Below are 21,337 nucleotides of genomic sequence, written 5' to 3'. Positions count from 1 at the left end.
TGTTTCTTGCTCCAAGCCATAGAGTATTATCTGTTGAATCAAAAGCTAACCCTCCCACTAAATCATTTACTACACGAGTAGGAAACTCAATTCCGGTTGGTATTCCTTGTCGAGTAAATTGAACGATTCGCTCATCCATAAATAACGACCATCCCAAGCTATTCCGATCACATAGAAATCAGGTACAAACGAAAAAACAACCGAACCTGTTATAGGATCAATTTTTTGTACTTCTCTGTTATTAACATCTGTACGCCAAATAAACTTTCCATCAAAAGCCATATCACTGCCAATAGAAACTGGTGGATTCAAGGTTTTGAGAGTTAAAGCCGGATTATTGAGGTCTCGAGCCGTAATTTCTCCTGTATGAACGCCAAAAAATATTAAGTTCTTATTCTTATCTATAGCAATTCCTGTTGCTTCGGCATTAAAAATTCGGCGCAATATTTTCCCATTCCGATCAACATTCAGTATTCCTAAATCAGCGACTTTATTATTTCCCAACCAAAGAGTATTATCGAATTGGCTGGTATGTGCAAAAAATGGAAAGTATAAGAACGCGACCAAACTTAATCTAATTAATTGATTAATCACAATATCCTCCATAATAATTTTCTCTAGATAGTAACTATTTTTTCCATTCCTTACCGGCATTATTTTTAAATATCCATAAGTATCTAAATTTAAAGTTTAGTAATAATTGCCGAACAATCTAAATTGATATGTTTATGGAGTTAAATTAACTGTGTAATTATTAGAGGTTCCTATATATTTTTCGCGGAATCCTACAATTCTGGAGTTGGTTGAACCAGTGTTAAGGCACCAATCAAAAGCGGTGCTGGGTACGTAAGTATTATATGCTCCACTCCATACAGATCCGTTGCTTGATTCAGCGTACCAATAATAATACCTATTACCTGTGCTCTGTAAATCTGATCCAAAAACTATTTTAGTTTGACCAGGAGCTATACTATACCAACCTTTTGTTTCCCATAATCCACCATCATGCTGCGCATCATTAGCGCAAGAATTTGGTGAATACCATTGAAAAGCTACCCAAACAGTACTTGATGTACTGTTCTTAAACTGAAACCATGCGTGAGCATTTGTAACTAACAAAAATGAAATAAAAATTGTTACGACTAGATTTAGCGTATATTGCTTACACATAATTAATTCTCCAAAAATTAAAAGCTGGGTACTCGTCGTGCTGTATCTCTAGCTTGTTTTTTATTAGTTTCATTTAATTGAAGATTTCTAGGATCTTGTTTTCCTGGTGCAATATCTTTTTTATTGGTTATTACTGGTCTTTCTTTTTCTTCACCAAAATTTACTGTAGGGCTGACTTGGGCATGTGTTTTCTGGGAATCATCATCCATTGCCCAGCTTGGGCTATTAATAACCATTATTCCTACAAATATTAATGTAGAAGTTTCTCTCATGATGTTCCTCCATATTTAAAATTAAAGTATTTTCACTGCGCTACGGAATTAATTTAGCAATTTGTGCGTTACAGATCTGTTACTGATTGGCAAATACTGGCATTTATCTGGATGAAAAATTAGGGTAACAAATGAAAAAATTTTGATTTCCATATGAGAAAATAAGCAACCAACTTCTGAGTTGTTAAATCTAACAAATTCACCTAATACTATGAATTATAATACTATTATAAAAATAATGAATTTTTCTGACGAAAATGTGATGTCGTTAAATGCTGTTTAACTGAGTTTTCTCTTGAATATGGCATTACACCTGATCATGTATCAACTGCAGGTTGCTGTGCTTATAATTTGGCTGCTTGGTATACCGCTACATATCAAGAATGATCAAGGGGATATCTGGACAAGAGCGGCGAATTATCATTCACCTACTCCAAAGCTCAATAGAAGGTATCATGATGTTTAGATTTTGAGATCAATTATGTGGACTAAGTGGTTTGAAAGAAACAATTTTTCATTAAATTTCCCAAATAAATAAAGTATTCACGTATTAATTTGTTTGATTCATGCAAGGTTTTAGCTCTAATTATCGATTTATGTCAATATTAGACATGAATCGACATGTTGAAGGGGTTGATCTGTGCCAAGACAAATAGCGCTTGCAAAGCTGACCCAACCGAGGATTTCGGGTGTTGCTGGCCGAGACCGCTTGCATACTCAGCTAGAAAAGGGGTTATCAAATTATCCTGTGGTGTGGATTGCAGGTCCTGCGGGAGCAGGCAAAACAACGCTTGTGGCAAGTTATTTAGATGCGCGTCAATTAACCGCGATCTGGTACCAGGTTGATAGTGGTGATGCGGATCTGGCGACATTCTTCTATTATATGGGTTTGGCAGGGCAGGTAGCGGCGAAACGTAAACGTTCGTTCTTGCCGCTCTTAACACCTGAATATCTGTCGGATCTTCCTGGATTTGCCCGCCGTTTTTTTCGTAAGCTTTTTTCTACGATTACAGAGCCATTCATATTGGTACTGGATAATTATCAGGAAGTTATCCCTGAGTCCTCATTTCATACCGTCATTGATGTGATCATTTCTGAGCTCCCGCTTGTACACAAGTTGATTGTTATTAGTCGTACAGACCTGCCACCGCAACTAGCTCGTGCGTTAGCAAATAATTGGATAGGGCAAATCAATTGGGACGATCTTCGTTTAACGTTAGAAGAAACGAGAGCAATCGTGGCGGCTACAGATCTGCTTGATTCAACTGAAGAAACATTAACTCTACTGCAAGAACAAACCAATGGCTGGATAGCCGGGTTAGTGCTGATGATGGAACGCGTTAAAGAAGTTGGGACGATCAACCAGATTTCTCAATCTGACACTATGGAAACCGTGTTTCATTATTTTACTGGCCAGGTATTTGAGCAATTACCGGCAGAGATGTGTGAGTTCCTGATGCGCACAGCTATTTTATCGCATTTGACCATTAGAACAGCAACAGAAATGGGTAAAAGCGCAAAAGCGAAAGAATGGTTAAATTATCTCTATCGCCGTAAATTATTTACCGATCGGCGTATGAGTGGTGACGAGATTAGTTATCAGTACCATGCGTTATTTCGTGAGTACTTGCTGGATCGGGCGCTTAACCACTTCACTAAATCAGAGCTACAAGAATTAAGATGCGTTGGAGCTAGTATTGCTGAACAATCAGGCGAAATCTTGGTTGCCGCAGAATTACTAACAAAAGCGGAAAAATGGCAAGAGTTTACCAAGATGACAAATAGGCAAGCATCGGCCTTACTTACTCAAGGGCGACATCAGACCCTGCAAGAAGCTATTGCTATGCTGCCTGCAGAGATTGTTAATCAGGAACCTTGGTTGCTTTATTGGCGAGGAATAAGTTCTGTATTGTTTACTCCGCAGGACGCTAAGAATGACTTTGAAAGGGCATTTAATGGTTTCCAAGTTAAGAATGATTTTTCGGGCCTTTTTTTGTCTGGTGCAGGAATAATAGAAGCATACACTTATTCAGAAGACAATATCAAACCAGTAATAGTTTGGGCAGAAAAGCTGCAATCTCTTTTCCGAGAATGCGGAGATTTTCCATCACTCGAAGTTGAATTAAAATTCTTATCTAGTATTCAAGGACTTATTTATGCGGCGCCGCATCACCCCTTTCTAGAAATACTTGAGCAAAGATTTGATAATTTACAATATTTTGCAGTAGATCCTTCCCTTAGGATAGCCGCTGCAGTTTCCATTATATGGTTACCTCTATGGCGTGGTGATACGCGGAAATCTCGACGTATCATTGATGAAGTTAATCTCCTGTTGAGGAATATATCTGTACCTCCGATATTGCACATTCTTTGGGGAGTTGTTGAAGGTGCATATAATTGGTCAACAACAGCTACCCATAAAGATTCTGATCAAATATTCAATAAAACACTTCAAATTGCAGAAGAAGCGGGTATACCTGTATTGAATGTACTGTTGTGGGCCACAGGTGTCTACGGTGGATTAGCTTCTGGAAATGTTATTTCAGCACAAATTTGTCTGGATGAACTTGAAAAAAATCTTTCTGTGCATCGTAAACATGAAGTTGTTCAATTCCATTTTTTGAAAGCAGGGATTGAGTTTTTGAAAGGCGACTTTTTCTTTGCACAAGAGAAGATCACCTTAGCGCTTCAGCATCATGAAGAAGTAGGAAGACCATTTCTAGTAGAATCTACTCGCTCATGTTTGGCACAAGTGTTGATTGAAATCAATGAAATGGAAGCTGCTCGTACTCACCTTCATCAGTCTATTCAATACGCACGCCTTTTCCGAAGTCCATTTTTAGAACATCATTGTTTGTTGATAATGGCCTATTCGTATTTAAAGCAATATGACACAGAAGAAGCGCTCATTTCATTACGTGCGGGTTTGCGAGTTGCTTGTGAGAATGATTTTCTATGTCTCAATTTATGGTGGCGTCCACAAATGATGGCGCGATTATTTTCGTTAGCGCTAGAGCATGGCATCGAAGTTGAGTATGTGAGAAGCGTGATTCGGCGTCGTAACATCAAAGCTGAGTCCGCCGAGGGGGATTTTTGGCCATGGCCGATTAAAATTTTTACACTTGGAAGCTTTGAGATACATCTCAATGATGTACCGCTTCGATTTCATGGAAAAGCTCAGCATAAACCATTGGAACTCCTGAAGTACTTATGTGCTCATGGTAGAAAAGCAATCAATCAAGCGCGAATAATAGATGCTTTATGGCCAGATTCTATGGGGGATGCCGCGGAACAAGCGCTCAGGACAACTTTGCATCGTTTGCGTAAATTGCTGCAACTTGATCAGGCAATTATTTTGGAGGACAAATATTTATCCCTAGATTACGGCTACGTGTGGACAGATTGTGGGGCATTTGATCACATCGCACATCAGCAGAACGTAGTAAGCGACCGGCTATTGTTGCAAAAAGCACTGGATTATTACCAAGGTCATTTTTTAGAGGGGGAAACTTCACCTTGGGCAATTACTTCTCGCAATCAATTACGGGCACATTACACACGGATAATTGAGCAATATGCGAAATTGCTTGAACAAAATAGTGATTGGGAGGGTGCCATTGAATGTTACCTAAAAGCCATTGATATCGAGCCTTTGGTAGAAGTTTTCTACACTAATCTCATGAATATCTATATACAACTTAATCGGCATAATGATGCAGTGTTAGTTTATCAGCGTTGCCGTCAATCTCTTCAGAATCGCCTGAGTATTAACCCATCCGCGGGTATTCAAGCCCTCTATCATAAGATCGCCAATATTCAATAAAGCAAAAATACAAGAACTCACTTCTTCAAAAAAATCTCCTGCCAATTATCCTCCAATCTGTAACGGATCTGTAACGCGAGTATTGATAAATTAATTTGTGTAGCACCAATTAAATTTTATTCTAAACAAATTGTTTATTAAGAAAAATGGAGGCTCCAAATGGCACTAATCAATGGTACTAACGCAAATGACAATAATACTTTTCAAGGATCAGGGTTTTTTTGGTTTTATTATCCTGAATTAAAAGGGACTAGTTCTGCAGATACAATTTTTGGTAAAAATGGAAATGATATCTTGCAAGGATATGCTGGCAATGATTATCTGGACGGCGGAACTGGTGCTGATACTATGTATGGGGGAGCCGGTGACGATCAATATGTAATAGATAACTCTTCTGATAAAGCAATTGATTCTTTTGGAGGTTTTGATACGGTTAATAGTTCTATTGACTTAACTTTACCCAACAATATCGAAAACCTCAACTTAACGGGAAATACTGCTTCTAGTGGTCAAGGGAATGATCTTAGCAATTCAATACAAGGTAATAGTGTAAGTAATACGCTCAAAGGAGCAGGTGGGGATGATAGATTGTATGGTGGAACTGGGGACGATCATCTGGTAGGTGGCGGAGGCAATGATTTCCTTGATGGAGGAATTGGAAACGATTTTCTAGAGGGTAGTGAAGGCAATGATACTCTCGTAGGGAGATTAGGTGATGACAAACTTATAGGCGGTTCCGGTGCGGACAGATTCGATTTTGAATCTTATACGGGTATTGATACTATTTCATCGTTTAATGCATCAGAGGATCTAATTGGTCTAGACAGAGGTTTAGGAATGGTGGGAGTATTTGACAGATTAGTTTTTAATTCAGATAAAACATTAAATGCTGGTAATTATTTCGAAGGTTACGGTTTTAATGGCAATGGTAGTCAATTAAGTGGCATCTATGTTGATACTGCAAGTGGAAATATATGGTATAACCCAACTTCTAATATAAGTGGCGACAGTTATCATTTTGCAACTGTTGATCCTGTAAATATTGTAGGCGGTGTTTCCTCTCTTTCTGCGGGAGATTTTGTGGCAGTCATTTACCACTATCTCCAATGATAATTCTTATTGTGTACTTATTATGGTTTTTGTGACCTAAGGGAATGGACGCTCGCTATCTTAAATGGTATCTAAGTGCCTATAAAGACCGCTAAACAGCATAGGAGGGTCCACCTGAAGATTGCAAAGATAGGCATTTAAAATCTAGCTTGTTGTCTTCTTGCTATGCAAAATAACTCCTTAATACATACACCTGACATTCAGCTCTTATCTGGACTAAAATCTGCGCAAGCACTTGGTCTGATCGTTAGTTATTTAATGACAAAACCTGCTTTTGCGGGCTTGCCATTTGGCCATTGGTCTCGAATTCTAGTTGGACAAATTAATCGCGGCCATTATCTAATTGCTTCAGATAAACAACAAATTGTTGGCTTTTTGGGCTGGGCACTAACTACACAAGAGAAAGGAGAGATGTGGCTTGCCGGAACAAATGAGCTTTCTTCAGAAGACTGTAAAGCTGGGGAAATTCTGCTTATTAATGCATATGCTGCTGAAACTCATGAGGTAACACTTACCATTTTAAAGCAACTCAAAAAAATTGGTAAAACGCAGAAGATGGTTTATTTTAAACGTTTTTATGCGAATGGGCGCATTCGTCCTGGGCGTCTTACAGTTAATCGGTTATGTCGCAAATATTTAAACGAGGTGCAGCGAACACACCCTTCAGGCAAAGTTATCCTGCAAGGCTAGCAAACTGCTGAAATCCGGACAACCCTTTGTCGGTTCAGCTGCCCCTTTCGGATCATGTGTGCGGTTTCAATGCCAGCCAGGGTCGCGTCGGCATAATTGGCTCCGCTTTTGTCGATAACGACCTTTTCTGGCAGGCCGTTTGAGCCTACCGTGTGTAGAAAGAAATGGGTGACTGCTTCTTCGTCGCGGCGTTCGGATAGCATGAAGTCCAAGGTATCGCCGTACTTGTCGACGGCACGGTACAGGTAAATCATTGCCTCTTGACCTCGATATAGGTCTCATCAGTCCGCCATGACGGGTTATCGGGGCGCTTCCTTTTCTTCGCTACCTGGGCAAGTGCCCTGGAATACTTGATGACCCAGCGGTTAAGTGTGGCGTGGTCAAGAGTGACACCGCGCTCAGCCATGATCTCCTCCAGGTCCCGGTACGACACGCTGTAGCGGAGGACATAAAACTAAACGGCATAGAGAACGACAGCTTTCGGGTAATGGCAACCTTTGAAAGTGAGCATGATCGGTGGCGGTGACAAGGAAAATACCAAGACTAACACCACACGCTAAAATTTGCGACAGAACCGTTTTTCAAATCAGGCCGCCATTTTCAAGATTGATGCGGGTCTTTCCGCATTTTTCTCGATCTTTAACCCAGGATACCAGCGTTCGAAATGACGGTGTAAATCGTTATTCAGAACCGCCGTTCTCGTTTGTAACAGATAATGGACACATTCGGTCTCAATCTCAATTGTACAGATATTCAATAATACTTGTTAAGCCAATACCGCCGCCCGGTAAAAGAAATGCAAGCAATGCCGGTCGCTGTAGGATTTGCACAAAAGTACTTTGCTTCACATTGCGGATCTCGGTCAGCAAGTTATCTATTTTGCTTAACTGATGAAATGAAGTTGCCACCAAGCGCATCCGATAGTCTTCATAGTATTGCAATACCATTCCGCATTGCTTTTCAGCACTTTTTCTCAACAAATACAAAATGGCGATTAGATATGCGGATGCCGAGATATATACAAGGATTAACGCCGGTGAGAATCCCAGGTTGTCGAAAATATCACTGCGGCCAATCGCTATTATCAGCATTAGAATAAATGGTAGATAAATGATGCTATTGATACTTTTAATCAATTTGGTGATCAATAAAAAATGCAAATAGGGATTTAGTTTGTCTACCGGAAGTCCGGTCATTATTTTTTGTCGTTTGCGCATTTCCGACGACCATGCCGTTTTGTTTGGGTTGGCTTGGTCAATTTCTATTCCTTCAATAAGCTGTCTGCATGCGATTGCTTCATAAGCAACCCAGAAAACCAATCCCCATAATATAAAAAACTGAATAGTTACAATGATATAATGAGAATAGAATGTAATAATACCGCGTGCTGGAAAGTTTAAATAACCCAGTCCCCAAAAAGCATATAGGGTAAATCCCAAAGAAACTGCACTAACCAGAAAAATCCAAAGGTATCCTTTTGATTCTTTACATTGAATAGCGCTTTTGTACTCAGGCCATAAATGATCAATATGCGTTCTTTTTGTCTCGGGAAGATTTAAGAATGGACCATTCCGAACAGCTACTGGCCAACTTCGCAAGCAAGTTTTTTTACATAGCCCGAAATTATTCTCGATGGCTTCGATCTCTTGTTTTCTATCGTGGTAAAAAAAATATATAAAGAGAAGAATCATCACAATAACTCCCAAAAATCGGATAACCAGATTGGGCCAGACACTCACCCTTTCCAACCATAAGAATGGTTCTCCGTCCGCATGAGTCGGATAATTATCTTTGTAGATCGAAAACAACAAAAGAAACAGCAAAAGAAAAGCAAATAGTAATGTCGCTACGGTTTTAAAAACAGACTTAACATATTCATTTATTACGTATAAACTGTGTTTCCTTGTCTGTTTTTGCTTTGTATCGGCCGGCTTGAAAACGTTTCTCAACAGCCTGTTAAAGAAGCCACGGGAAATATAAGCAGCGAAAATGAGTAATATTGAAGTAATGTAAATGATAGACCAATCAATCTGTTTAGTACGATCCGGTTCGATGGTGTTGCATGCTATGAAATTGTTTACCAAACAATTACTGTTAATAATTTCCTTAGACTCAGTAAATTTTAGAATAGGATTAGTTACCCACTCATCGAGAAATTTATTGGAAGGCGATGCTAAATGAATAGCCTGTGTTCTACCAATTTCAAAAATTTGCGGAACTAACAACGCATTGAATTGATTATTTAGAATTATCCTGGATTGAAAATTGTTGCTATATTGAATCATCCAAATATTTACCCAATCTTCAGTTGCCTGCGGATTGACAGCCAACAATGTAGCCAAATACATCGAAGTCTGATAGCTGTCTCTGAAAGGCATCGTCGTACCTTGCAATTTTGGATGCAGAGCAAAATCAAAATTGCTGGCGACTATTAAATTACGTGCCCATGTAAATTGATCTTTGTGCAGAAAACGTGCATCCAGATCCGTGGTAAAGAAAATTTTATGTTTGAAACTATCCTTTAATGCGTGCAGAATCAGAAGCTTGTCGTAAACATCGATTCCGATGATTCCGATTGCTTTGATGGGATCCCTATTGTCATCAGCGGAACCCAACTGTTCTATTTTGTCGACCAGTCTCCTCAAATAATCGAATTGATTGCGGCCTTCGGCATGCTCGGGTGATGCATCGTCGAATGGGGTCAAAAGATTTTTTTGTTCTTGGGTATTCTTTTCACTCTGCGATTTTTTATTCGATTCATCGAGTCCAGGTAATTTTCCGTCTAAGCCCCGCAAATAAGTAAAATTTGTCATCAATCCTTCTTTTCCGCCACATTGTTTCGCTAAACTGGAACGAAAGTGCTCAACCAGGCTTCTGGCATACAGAGAATCTTGCTCGCTAATGAGTATCAACTGATCTTTGCAGTCTTTTTTAAAGATTGGATTCTTACGATTAACGCCGCGTTGTTCCAATTCCCAAAGAAGTGCTGTTGCTAGGTTTCTGTCTTGCCCAATCGTACGTACAATCGAACGTTCATCCAATAGGCATTGAATTCTTGCATCTTCTGGTTTATTGGAACAAGTATGATCGATGCCATGCTTAATTTCTTTTGATAAAACATTATTGGAGATCGTTGCACTGGCTGAGAAAATCCTGAATGATTGCGCATTTTTCTCTATCGGATCGTTATTTATTAGCTCCATCAATAAAGCCGTATTGGTTGGTCCAATCAAGGAAAAATCGAATTTTTTAACTTTTGGCTCGATTTTCTTCGATTCTTGATATAGAAAACCAATAAAATCTCGATATTTTCCTTTCGGAATCCTGTCTTCGTTCAACCAGATAACCAATACTTTTTCTGATTGGGAGCTACTCTCGTACCATTCATAAGGTAAAGTAATCTTGGCGTCGACGCCATTAACACTGCAAACACCGCAACTGGGGGACGGTTCTGGTTCTGTGTCTAGATGAAAATATCTAATATGCTCATTGTCCTGCGGTGTATATTCACTTGAACCCAATGCAGATGCAACCGCATAGCGATAGCGAAGCCGGTACTCAACCGGTTCGGAGTAAGAACTACCCGGTATGCTTACGGCAATTACTTTCAAGTTAGTTTTATCACTGATTTCCTGCCCAATTTCTCCAATAAAATTGGCAATCGAATGATAAGTACGATGGTCATTTTCCTTTGCTTTTTTACTGTTATTGAGAAACTACTCGGTTGCCACGATTGGGTCTTGCCAAAGCCGGGCATCTATCTTTTGCTCATCCAATAATGGCAATTTTTGATTGAACGGGTCGAATGGCCGTGAGCTGGTTAACGGATTAATCAGTGTACCGGTCGCGAGCATGATCAATAACAGAATCGAAATCAGGCTATTCTTGGAATCTTGATTATTGTCGTTTCCCATGACTCTTGGCTCATCATTGATTATTCAGCATAATGTCACATCGCCGGTATGATTCCGGTGTTATGTGGCTGGTCTCAGCACACCCATAATATTTGATATGATGCGGAACATGCAGTGAGCAAAACCACATTGCACTGCAAATAATTTGGAATCTCCGATCATCATCAGAGGGTTCTGTCGCAAATTTTAGCGTGTGGTGTTAGTCTTGGTATTTTCCTTGTCACCGCCACCGATCATGCTCACTTTCAAAGGTTGCCATTACCCGAAAGCTGTCGTTCTCTATGCCGTTTAGTTTTATGTCCTCCGCTACAGCGTGTCGTACCGGGACCTGGAGGAAATCATGGCTGAGCGCGGTGTCACTCTTGACCACGCCACACTTAACCGCTGGGTCATCAAGTATATCAAGGTCAAGAGGCAATGGATTTCTGTACCGTCGTCGACAAGTACGGCGATACCTTGGATTTCATGCTATCCGAACGCCGCGACGAAGAAGCAGCCACCAATTTCTTTCTGCGCACGGTAGGCTCAAACGGGCTGCTAGAAAAGGTCGTTATCGACAAAAGTGGAGCCAATTATGCCGGTTTGTTGAACCTCAACCTTCTTCTTTTGTGGCTTGGCTGGCACCACCTGGTTGAGATTCGCCAAATCAAATACCTGAACAACATCGTCGAACGAGACCATAGATTTATCAAAAGAATCACCCGGCCTATGCTGGGTTTCAAGGCATTCCATTCTGCCGAGGCGACTCTGGCTGGCATTGAAACCGCACACATGATCCGAAAGGGGCAGCTGAACCGACAAGGGTTGTCCGGATTTCAGTAGTTTGCTACTCTTGCAGGATAACTTTGCCTGAAGGGTGTGCTCGCTGTACCTCGTTTAAATATTTGCGACAGAATCTCATTTAACCTGCCTAGATAAATCCCTCACATACATAGTCTCTTAATGTTCTTGGGATTGGTCAAAACCAGTTTGAGATTAAGCAGCATAAACATTACAGCGATTCAAGAAATTTAATTAAAGCATCCCGATCAGAAGAGGAAAGTACGCGAAAATATTCTTTGGAAGATTCTGCTTCACCACCATGCCAAAGAATGGCTTCTGTTAAATTACGTGCACGTCCGTCATGCAGAAAAAAAGTATGGCCATTGACAACTTCAGTATAGCCAATTCCCCAGAGTGGAGGAGTTCTCCATTCTTGCCCATTCGCGATAAAATCATTCCGGTCGTCGGCAAGTCTTTCACCCATGTCATGAAGTAATAAATCAGTATAAGGATGAACAATCTGGTTAGAAATTTCTGGAACGCCATCAACAACACCGGTTGTTACGGTAGGAATATGACAAGCGGCGCAACCAGCTTGATCGAATAGTATTTGCCCTTTTTTTACGACAGGATCATTTATATTGCGACGTGCAGGTACCGCTAATGTTTGTATATAGAATGTTACATCATCGAGAACGCCAGGCTTGAGTTCCGGTCCATCGTTCGCGCTATTATTCTGGGTTTGACCAACAGTACTTTCTATCGGGAATAGCTCATTGGTGATACCCATATCACTATGATATGCGCCAGCATTTTGGACCAATACTGAAGGATTGTTAGCTTTAAGTCCAAAGCGGCCGATTACAGTCGTTTGCGTAACCACATCCCAAACTCGATTAACACGACCGGATATGCCATCGTTATTCAAATCATGTTCGTCAGCCCAACCAAGCAAAGTCTCATCAGAAATAGCTTCTAGCAGGCCGCGCCCAAATACAGGCGGAGCAACACGAGGCGAAATTAAATACACGCTCGGCAAGTCGATATAAGGGTCAGTAATAGTAAAGGTTGGCTTACGTAGTTGATAGGGAGTTTCATCACCGAATTTTCCATTGACTTCGGTATATGTTGTCTTAACGGTGGCTTCCGGCTGAACACCAAATACCGCTTTATCAAAAAGCTGAGTGCCAAACCCAGGTACAGCCAACGATCCTCCAGTTTTTGAATCAACTCCAGGAAGGCTAACGCGGAGGAAAAATGAATTAGATATTCCACCCTCCTCAGGGGGGCGCCCACGACCATCTTTAGGATGGCACGATATGCAGCTATTGCTATTAAATGCCGGCCCCAATCCAGCATTGATTAATGCGGGAGCCGTAACGAAGCTTTGTTCAAATTCTGAGTCACCTGCTAAGTGCCGAGACAATCCTTCAGGACTAAGATTCGGAGCTGGATTACTAAAAGCAGAACTGCTTTCGTTGAAAATAGTTGTGCTACCACCAGAAAGCTCATTATTAATAGCAATGACTTCTATATTCGAAAAAGCACTTTCTCCATCCTGATTATAAGCAGTTAAGGCAACATAGAGCATAGTCCCATCGTCCAATTCTGCAGATATTTGTGTTTCACTTCCAAGATCCATGCTATTGATCGATTCGATTGGATTAGGCATCGGATAAGGAAGCCAATATAACCTGTATGCTCTAGAGCCATCGACTGGCAGCCAACTGACGCTAGCGCGATTACCTTCGACAGAAGAAGCTATAATGGGAGCTAACGGGGGCGCAGCTTGTACGATTGAACCGCAGCACATTAATATGATTAAAATAATAAAAATACGGTATTTCATAGTTTTATCAAAAATAACAGAACAGGAATTTTATTTTACTGGCAGCGTTTTAACGCTTATCTTTAAATGAATCTCGATACTCAAGTTCAGTAAAACACTGCCATTTTGTTAAACCGCGGGAACCAATGGCAGTAACTTATCTATGAGTATTGATAATAATGCCTTCACTTCGTCAACGGCGGCTTGCACTTGTGCACGATTATTAATAATAGATTCACTGAATGGTTGAGGTATTGCGTAAATTGCAGCAATGGATTTTTCAATTTGATCACGAATGGCCTCATCTAATGCTGGATTAACTGATTTCACCAAAGCATCCAAACCGGGGCCTTCGGATAACATGTAGTTCCCAGTATATACATTTAGAAGGCCTCTAATATTATTCATAAAATCAGATCGCGAATTGGCGCTAAACCGAGACTCAATAAAGTTAGCATCCTGTTGTGTAAGTGGCCTACCAAGCTTTCCATTGGCCACCTCATCTGCAATTCCAATCATGCCAATAAGCATTTCCTGTAGCGCAGCAGTTTGGCTAGGATAAGCCGTACTACCTGCGCCAGCCTGAGAAAATACAGAAAGATAATTTCCGTCATTAGGATTCCATGCATCAACTAATGCTTGAGCATCGTTAGAAAGTACACTAGCTGCTGCAATTAGGTACGCCAGCTCTCTATCCGTTAGTTCTGAAGCTGCTTTATTGCTATTACTACCAAATAATAAGTATTCAATGACATGAAAGCCTTTTAATGTGGGGTCAAATGTACTAACAGCTTTTGTCGTTAGGGGAGTATCACTCTTTACAATATTTTGTATATCCGTAGCATTTATTGGCCAACTATCTAGAGCAGGGTCCAATTCGTTAGTGTCCACGGGACCAAATACAAATGCTTCAGATTGCTCCCAAGGAAGGCGCGCGTTGCGCCATGCGTTTTGGGCTTTATAGAGATTCTTATCTGTTTTCTCAAATTGCAACTCGATAATCGCCGCACGCAGTATTTTTGTTTGCTCGGCCAAATCAGAGTAGGTATTCAATATTACATTACGTGCGTAATTTTGAATCACCTGTTCTATTGAGGGCGCTGCTGTAGAAATAGATGGAACCACCAGTGAGTGTGGTATTGAAAAATTACTATTTCCATCCGCATTTTCTGCGCGGATCGAAACAAAAAACCCGGATCCCTCAGGCAAAGGAGCATTCAATCGAGTACCGGCGCCTAAATCAAATTGGCCAAAGGGCGATCCATCATCTAAATTAGACGCGATTAAAATATAATTATCAGCCTTGGAAACCTCATCCCAGTAAAAGCTAACTTGCGGACCATTGGTGGAAATATATAGCTTTGGTGCTTCTGGTGGCTCGGCATGTGAAGCGGCAGCGAATATTGAAGTTGCGACCCCAATTAGCATTGGTTTTATCCGTTTTTTCATAAATTGATACCTTCTCTGGTTGTTATGTAATAAAACTACAAATAATAATCATTATCATTTTTAGAATGATATCATGAAAATAATTTGGTTTGATATCTTGTTATCGCGAGTTAGACGCGATTGGCGCGAATGCTTAATAAGTGAAACTTACTATCAGAAAATGAGCTTATATTGTTCTTTACAATGATCAGAATTGCGTAATTTCTCAAGAAAAAATTGCATTGATGTAGATGATTTGATTTTTCCTGCTTACTCGATTTTAGATCCCTATTTGATTAATTCTCGTGGAGTGGTTGCTATCGTTCAGGTTCTTCCTGATTCCTATCAGTAGCACATTTTGAAAACAGCAACTCAGAATACGCGGAATGACTCACACATCGTACCGAAGAATAATAAACTTCGATCGCTTTTTTTATAGGATCTCAGTCCAATAAATGAACAATTTACCTCAAGAAATTCCCTTTCCGGGTACAACGCGTTACATCGTATCCGAGAAACTCATGCGCGACACTTCAATACCACTGCCTTAAAGAAACAATCATAAATCTTAGGTGGTTAATCAATATTAAAACCACACAAAAATCCCCAACATTCGATAAAAAAGAGTGCCAAAACAGGCTCTAATTCACTCATTGGAGCTTAGTGCAGCAAATTATTATGCTTTCTACTTCAAAGGAAGAAATAAAGCCCTTTAATCCAATGAAAGCAATGAGATATCTACGTTGCACAATAAGCTGAACACATTAGTGACAAATTCTTATATTGAAGAGTATTTGTCTCTTTTATTTTCGATATCGATTAGCTTCTTTCTATGGTAAATCAATAACTACACCTTATGAAAAAAAACAAGAAATGCTATTTAATACATCGTTTATATAGCTTCTTAATATTTTTTCTTTTAGCAAATACAGTTATTGCAGGAACTAATAAGAAACAAGATATTTTTGATCTGCCGCTTACTCAACTTGTAAATGTAGAAGTGCAAAGCGCTTCTCGATTCAAACAAAAATCTTCAGAAGCGCCATCCTCGGTTGAAGTTTTGACGGCAGAAGATATCCGTAGTTTTAATTGGCGAACTTTGTCAGATGCGCTTAACGCTATACGAGGTTTGTACGTGCGTAACGACCGTAACTATACCTACCTCGGTGTTCGAGGCTTTGGGCCAGTCGGTGAATATAACTCACGGATTCTGATTATGATCAATGGAAGACGTATGAATGATGCCATTTTTGATCAAGGCTTCCTTGGCGAAGATTTCATGCTAGACATGAACATCATTGATCGTATCGAATATATACCTGGTTCAGGCTCCTCCATTTACGGTGCTAATGCTTTACTCGGCGTAATTAACGTCATTACCAAGCAAGGAAAGGATATTAATGGACTGAGATTAACTGGCGAAGTAGGAAGCCAGGATACTTACCGCGGTCGCTTCACTTATGGCAAACAATGGGATAATGGTGTTAATTTACTGTTCAATGCCTCGCAATTTTCAAGCCGGGGAAATGGAAGCTTATTCTTTCCGGAATTCATTGATACGAATAACGGTATTGCACGTAACCTTGATCGGGAACGTAGTAGTCGTTTGTTTGGCCAACTTAGTTACCGGGGTTTTACACTAAGCGCAGGTTACGTAGACCGTTCTAAGCAAATTCCTACAGCTTCGTTTGGTGCCATTTTTAATGATAAACCGTTTACCATGGTTGATCGACAAACATTTGTCGATTTGGACTATAACACATCTATTAATGCAAACTTAGCGTTACAGTTACGCGGCTTCCATCATTGGTATGATTATCATAGCAATGAAGTTTATCTCAATACCAATAATGAAGCCGCATCATATCGAGCCATCAACAAAGATGCAACTTCGGCACGTTGGTGGGGTGGTGAGTTCAAATTGATTGGAACTCATTTTGAAAATCATAAATGGATAACCGGCATTGATTTTCAATACGATCAACGCCAGCGAATGACCAACTTCGATTATGTACCTGAGTATCTACTATTTAATCAAAGCAATAATCATGGTGTGAGAGTGGGTGGTTATTTGCAAGATGAGTATCGAATTTCAGATAACCTAATGTTGAATCTTGGTATTCGTGTAGATCATCATCATTTAATAAAAAATATCCAGGTAAATCCAAGAGTCGGTTTAATTTGGAATATCACTCCAACTCTCACCGGCAAATTATTATACGGTTCGGCCTTTCGCGCCCCTAATATTTACGAAAGAGATTATATTCTTTTGGATACGAACGTGAGTAACCCAAATAACCGTCAAGAATTGATCAAAAGCTATCAAGCAATTGTTGAGTGGTATCCTACCGATGGAATTAGGTTTTTAAGCACTTTGTTTTTTAATGATTTAAGTAAGCTCCTAATACAAAACCCCTATCCTGATCCAGACCCCGATTCAAAAAAATTCATGAACGGCGGTGGCGCAAGAAGTTTAGGTTTTGAATTACAAGGTGAGAAAAGATGGGACAATGGTCGCTTGTTTAAAATATCTTGGACGTATAATAATACAGATATGCGTGACGATTTTCTCAATAACCATTGGTCCAAGGCTATTAATTCACCACAAAATCTAGTTAAAGCGCATTATGCAGAACCGCTATTCAATAATCGATTGCGTCTCGGTTTCGAGGAAATATTTGTAGATAACCGACAAACCTTGGGTCATCATTCTGCCTCGGCTTATCACATATTTAATATCAATCTGTCGTTGACTAAACCTATTTATGGTTTCGAAGCGTCCTTGGGTCTTTATAATGTACTAAACCAACATCCTCAGATGGTGGGTGGTCCCGAGCATATTCAGGATGTGATTCGAATGGATGGCCGCACTGTAAGATTCCGACTGGAAAAATCCTTCTAAATATGTTGCGACAATTCCGGATTATTATTCGGGCAATTATTTTTGTGCTAGCCCTGGTAACTATTAATATTGCCCATGTCTCCATATCTATGGCATCAACTACTGCTAGCGAACAATCCCTTATAGCAGCCTTTCTTTTTAATTTTCTTAAATTTACTGAATGGCCAGATGGAATAGTTACGGAAGAATTAAAACTCTGTGTTACCGAAGATCAAGTTTTCAAGGAACTTGATACCATCTCAGGACGATTGATTCAAAGTAAGCGAGTAATAATTCAGCGTGTTAATTTCCGTGAATTTCAAAGTGACTGTCAGTTATTGTATCTATCACGAGAAGAAAATATAGACCAAATCCAACAATGGCTCAAGATTACAGATCATAAACCGATATTGATAGTCAGCAATGCTAATAAATTTCTCGATATGGGCGGTATGATTATCTTAATCAATAATGGCAAAACATTAAGCTTTGAAATTGATCTCGAGCGTATTAAATACGCAGGACTTAAACTTAACGCTCAACTCTTACAAATAGCTCGCGATGTAAGAGGACGTTAAAACCATTAAATGGTCTTATTCTGGAATCCAATTTAATCTAATAATGATAACAAGATTATTATCACGGAAGAGTCGTTCTATCACTGATAAGCTATTATTAATTATCTTTATCAGTCTAGCTTCTTCAATGCTATTAGTCTTTGCTCTGGTGACAGTTAATAAAATTAAAAATTCACTTAATATTGCGGAAGAGCAACTTACTGGACTTGCGCGAGTAACAGCCAATAACTCGCAAGCATCTCTAGCGTTCCTGGATAATAAGAATGCTCAAGAAACTCTAAATTCATTGCGACAAATTCCTTCTATCATTGAAGCATCGCTAACCACGCATGATGGCGAAGAAATAGCCAGCCTAACTAATGAAAATCAAATATGGATTCCTGGTTGGTTGCCATTTCAAGATCTGCACATCATTCAACCCGTTGTAGTAGGAGAAGAATATGTTGGGAATTTGAAAATTAAATATGCATTAGGAACAATGTGGAGGCAATTAGGATGGAGTCTTATGGTTTCTGCCCTATCAATGCTAATCGCTTTCATAGCGGCCGCATTCTTAGCAAAACGTATGACATCTAGGGTAGTACAACCTATTTATGATTTATCAACAACAGCAGAAAAAGTTTCTCGTTCAGGTCATTATTCTTTCCGTGTTACTCGGCATATTGAAAACGATGAGGTTGGTACTTTAGTAGATGCCTTTAATAGTATGCTTGAACAGATACAAATTAGAGATAAGGAATTGGTACAGTATCATTCTGATCTGGAAAATAAAATTGAAGAAAGAACCATTGAATTAAGGCATGCAAAAGAAAATGCTGAGGCTGCCAACCTAGCAAAATCTCAATTCTTGGCTGCAATGAGCCATGAGATTCGTACTCCAATGAATGGCGTGCTCGGAATGGCCGAATTATTGTTGGATACACCACTAAACTCGCAGCAACTTCATTTCATAAACGTATTACATAATTCAGGCGAATCATTGTTATCGATTATTAATGATATTCTCGATTTTTCTAAAATAGAGGCTGGTCGTTTCGAATTAGAGAGCATAGATTTTGATTTATATAAATTAATTGAAGATGTTAATGAGCTTTTTTCTGAGAGAGCGCATAGTAAGAATCTGGAGTTAAACTATCGCATTGATCCAAGTGTCATTGAATGGGTTAAGGGAGATCCTACCCGAATAAGGCAAGTTCTCGGCAATTTAATTGGGAATGCTATTAAATTCACTGAATATGGTGAGGTTGTTGTTGATGTAAGCTTAGATTCGACTTTCAGTGCCATCAAACAAAATAGCAATAAAAATATCGACCAAATTGGAATTTGTTTTACTGTTATTGATACCGGAATTGGTATTAACCAAGACATAGTACCGCACTTGTTTCAAGCGTTTTCTCAAGCAGATGGATCTACCACCCGCAAGTATGGCGGTACGGGGCTAGGTCTTGCAATATCAAAACAACTGGTGGAATTGATGGGTGGAACTGAAGTTAAAGTAAATAGTCACCTTGGTAAAGGATCCACGTTTTCTTTCACTTTGCCTTTACTGATAGGAAATTGTACTGAATCGCAGAAATCAGTGAAACAAAATTCCGAGCTAACCGGAGTTAGGCTTTTAATTGTGGAAGATAATGCCACCAGTCGTGGTATTTTAAGTGCCTATACAAAATCTTGGGGAATGCTTGTAGACTCGGTATCCAGCGCACAAAAAGCATTGGATAGATTATATGAATCTACTATAAATCACCAAGCTTATGATCTTGTTTTGATAGACATGAAAATGGCCAATATGAATGGCTTAGAGTTGGGACAGAAGATTAAAGCTAATCAAGATTGGAATAAAATTCCCCTCATCATGCTGACTTCAACACATTATAAAGGTGAAGCTGACGAGGCAAAGAAAACTGGGTTTGCAGTTTACAAAACAAAACCCATTAGAAAAAATGATCTATATCAATGCTTAGTACAAGCAAAGTCATTGCAAATAACTGATAATACGTTAAATACGTTATTGCAATCCGTAGATTCTACTTCTCAAAATACCGCGAAGCAATTTGACACGCAATCTTCATCTACAACGCAAGGGCATTTGTTATTAGCAGAAGATAACCCTGTTAATCAAGCAGTTGCTTTGGGAATGCTACGTAAATTTGGTTACATCGTTGATGTAGTAAAAAATGGATTAGAGGCAATAGATGCCGTACAACATAAAGCTTACGATTTGGTATTAATGGATTGCATGATGCCTGAAATGGATGGATACAAGGCAACTACCGAGATTAGGCGTCAACAAAGCGTTGGCAGATTGCATCACTTCCCAATCATTGCGCTAACTGCCAATGCGATAGAAGGAGATCGAGAAAAGTGCCTGACAACTGGTATGGATGATTATTTAGCGAAACCCATAAAAGCTAAAGACTTGGCCAATATCATTGAATTATGGCTAGGTCATTCAAACTCAATTCGATCAAAAAATAATCCTTCAGAGTTAGAACCATCTAATAATCAAGGTCATATTGATCCGAATGCTCTAGCATCCATTCGTTCTTTAGAGGCTGATTATGGTGATGAATTACTTAAACAAGTTATCAGTACCTATCTTGATAATTCCAACAAATTAATGCAAAACCTTGAGCAGGCTTGGAACATCGGTGATCTTAAAGCCATACGAATGACATCTCACACACTTAAATCAAGCAGCAGTCAGGTAGGTGCCCATAGCTTGGCTGAGCTATTTAGAAACGTTGAAAATGAGGCTCGTAATGATATTTATGACGTATCTGGTCAAGCCTTAGTTGTAATTAAACAACAATTTTTACAAGCTTGCAAAGCGCTGAAATCTTATCTAGATTCATTACCAATCAACTCTGGAATACATTGA

13 protein-coding genes and 2 pseudogenes are annotated in these 21,337 nt (G+C 39.6%); 7 read left to right on the top strand and 8 right to left on the bottom strand.

The window, feature by feature from the left end:
• Nucleotides 1–69: 69 nt before the first annotated feature.
• The 3 genes from W03_RS06970 to W03_RS06960 all read right to left on the bottom strand — a co-directional run bounded on the left by W03_RS06970 (nucleotide 70) and on the right by W03_RS06960 (nucleotide 1,442).
• The gene (locus tag W03_RS06970; protein ID WP_244072284.1) at nucleotides 70–654 is read right to left on the bottom strand and encodes a YncE family protein; all 585 of its coding nucleotides are present in this window, start codon (nucleotides 652–654) and stop codon (nucleotides 70–72) included.
• 72 nt (nucleotides 655–726) lie between these two features.
• Nucleotides 727–1,170, bottom strand: coding sequence for a DUF1036 domain-containing protein (locus W03_RS06965; protein WP_244072283.1), 444 nt, complete (start codon nucleotides 1,168–1,170; stop codon nucleotides 727–729).
• A 17-nt stretch (nucleotides 1,171–1,187) separates the two neighbouring features.
• On the bottom strand, nucleotides 1,188–1,442 hold the full coding sequence (locus W03_RS06960; protein ID WP_244072282.1) for a hypothetical protein: 255 nt from the start codon (nucleotides 1,440–1,442) through the stop codon (nucleotides 1,188–1,190).
• A gap of 640 nt (nucleotides 1,443–2,082) precedes the next feature.
• Between W03_RS06960 and W03_RS06955 the strand changes: the two genes are divergently transcribed.
• From W03_RS06955 to W03_RS06945, 3 genes are all read left to right on the top strand, one after another.
• The gene (locus tag W03_RS06955) at nucleotides 2,083–5,265 is read left to right on the top strand and encodes a BTAD domain-containing putative transcriptional regulator (protein ID WP_244072281.1); all 3,183 of its coding nucleotides are present in this window, start codon (nucleotides 2,083–2,085) and stop codon (nucleotides 5,263–5,265) included.
• A 159-nt stretch (nucleotides 5,266–5,424) separates the two neighbouring features.
• Nucleotides 5,425–6,375, top strand: coding sequence for a calcium-binding protein (locus W03_RS06950; RefSeq protein WP_244072280.1), 951 nt, complete (start codon nucleotides 5,425–5,427; stop codon nucleotides 6,373–6,375).
• Between the two features lie 165 nt (nucleotides 6,376–6,540).
• On the top strand, nucleotides 6,541–7,065 hold the full coding sequence (locus W03_RS06945; RefSeq protein ID WP_244072279.1) for a toxin-activating lysine-acyltransferase: 525 nt from the start codon (nucleotides 6,541–6,543) through the stop codon (nucleotides 7,063–7,065).
• Here the strand turns inward: W03_RS06945 and W03_RS06940 are convergent.
• The 3 genes and pseudogenes from W03_RS06940 to W03_RS06930 form a co-directional block, all read right to left on the bottom strand.
• Nucleotides 7,049–7,576: pseudogene (locus W03_RS06940) on the bottom strand (IS6 family transposase). The gene W03_RS06945 and the pseudogene W03_RS06940 sit on opposite strands and share 17 nt — an antisense overlap.
• Before the next feature lie 226 nt (nucleotides 7,577–7,802).
• Entirely contained in the window at nucleotides 7,803–10,676 is a 2,874-nt protein-coding gene (locus W03_RS06935) for a hypothetical protein (RefSeq protein ID WP_244072278.1), read from the bottom strand.
• Nucleotides 10,677–10,781: 105 nt separating this feature from the next.
• Nucleotides 10,782–10,979, bottom strand: coding sequence for a hypothetical protein (locus W03_RS06930; RefSeq protein ID WP_244072277.1), 198 nt, complete (start codon nucleotides 10,977–10,979; stop codon nucleotides 10,782–10,784).
• A gap of 235 nt (nucleotides 10,980–11,214) precedes the next feature.
• On the opposite strand from W03_RS06930, the pseudogene W03_RS06925 reads away from it, so the two are divergent.
• Nucleotides 11,215–11,801, top strand: a pseudogene (locus tag W03_RS06925) (transposase).
• Nucleotides 11,802–11,970: 169 nt separating this feature from the next.
• On the opposite strand, the gene W03_RS06920 reads toward W03_RS06925, so the two are convergent.
• Nucleotides 11,971–13,590, bottom strand: coding sequence for a di-heme oxidoredictase family protein (locus W03_RS06920; RefSeq protein WP_244072276.1), 1,620 nt, complete (start codon nucleotides 13,588–13,590; stop codon nucleotides 11,971–11,973).
• A 108-nt stretch (nucleotides 13,591–13,698) separates the two neighbouring features.
• The gene (locus W03_RS06915) at nucleotides 13,699–15,018 is read right to left on the bottom strand and encodes an imelysin family protein (protein ID WP_244072275.1); all 1,320 of its coding nucleotides are present in this window, start codon (nucleotides 15,016–15,018) and stop codon (nucleotides 13,699–13,701) included.
• Between the two features lie 835 nt (nucleotides 15,019–15,853).
• On the opposite strand from W03_RS06915, the gene W03_RS06910 reads away from it, so the two are divergent.
• From W03_RS06910 to W03_RS06900, 3 genes are read left to right on the top strand one after another with little or no spacing between them, the layout of a single operon-like run.
• The gene (locus W03_RS06910) at nucleotides 15,854–17,899 is read left to right on the top strand and encodes a TonB-dependent siderophore receptor (RefSeq protein WP_244072274.1); all 2,046 of its coding nucleotides are present in this window, start codon (nucleotides 15,854–15,856) and stop codon (nucleotides 17,897–17,899) included.
• Between the two features lie 2 nt (nucleotides 17,900–17,901).
• Entirely contained in the window at nucleotides 17,902–18,456 is a 555-nt protein-coding gene (locus W03_RS06905) for a YfiR family protein (protein ID WP_244072273.1), read from the top strand.
• A gap of 43 nt (nucleotides 18,457–18,499) precedes the next feature.
• Nucleotides 18,500–21,337, top strand: coding sequence for a response regulator (locus W03_RS06900; protein WP_244072272.1), 2,838 nt, complete (start codon nucleotides 18,500–18,502; stop codon nucleotides 21,335–21,337).

Source organism: Nitrosomonas sp. PY1 (genome assembly GCF_022836435.1).
GTDB lineage: Bacteria > Pseudomonadota > Gammaproteobacteria > Burkholderiales > Nitrosomonadaceae > Nitrosomonas.
This window is presented reverse-complemented; position numbering and strand designations above follow the sequence as displayed.

Coding starts and splice junctions, on each gene's coding strand:
- W03_RS06905 (WP_244072273.1), top strand. CDS start 17,902: ATGTTGCGACAATTCCGGATTATTATTCGGGCAATTATTTTTGTGCTA.
- W03_RS06970 (WP_244072284.1), bottom strand. CDS start 654: ATGCCGGTAAGGAATGGAAAAAATAGTTACTATCTAGAGAAAATTATT.
- W03_RS06965 (WP_244072283.1), bottom strand. CDS start 1,170: ATGTGTAAGCAATATACGCTAAATCTAGTCGTAACAATTTTTATTTCA.
- W03_RS06900 (WP_244072272.1), top strand. CDS start 18,500: ATGATAACAAGATTATTATCACGGAAGAGTCGTTCTATCACTGATAAG.
- W03_RS06915 (WP_244072275.1), bottom strand. CDS start 15,018: ATGAAAAAACGGATAAAACCAATGCTAATTGGGGTCGCAACTTCAATA.
- W03_RS06950 (WP_244072280.1), top strand. CDS start 5,425: ATGGCACTAATCAATGGTACTAACGCAAATGACAATAATACTTTTCAA.
- W03_RS06910 (WP_244072274.1), top strand. CDS start 15,854: ATGAAAAAAAACAAGAAATGCTATTTAATACATCGTTTATATAGCTTC.
- W03_RS06945 (WP_244072279.1), top strand. CDS start 6,541: ATGCAAAATAACTCCTTAATACATACACCTGACATTCAGCTCTTATCT.
- W03_RS06960 (WP_244072282.1), bottom strand. CDS start 1,442: ATGAGAGAAACTTCTACATTAATATTTGTAGGAATAATGGTTATTAAT.
- W03_RS06920 (WP_244072276.1), bottom strand. CDS start 13,590: ATGAAATACCGTATTTTTATTATTTTAATCATATTAATGTGCTGCGGT.
- W03_RS06930 (WP_244072277.1), bottom strand. CDS start 10,979: ATGGGAAACGACAATAATCAAGATTCCAAGAATAGCCTGATTTCGATT.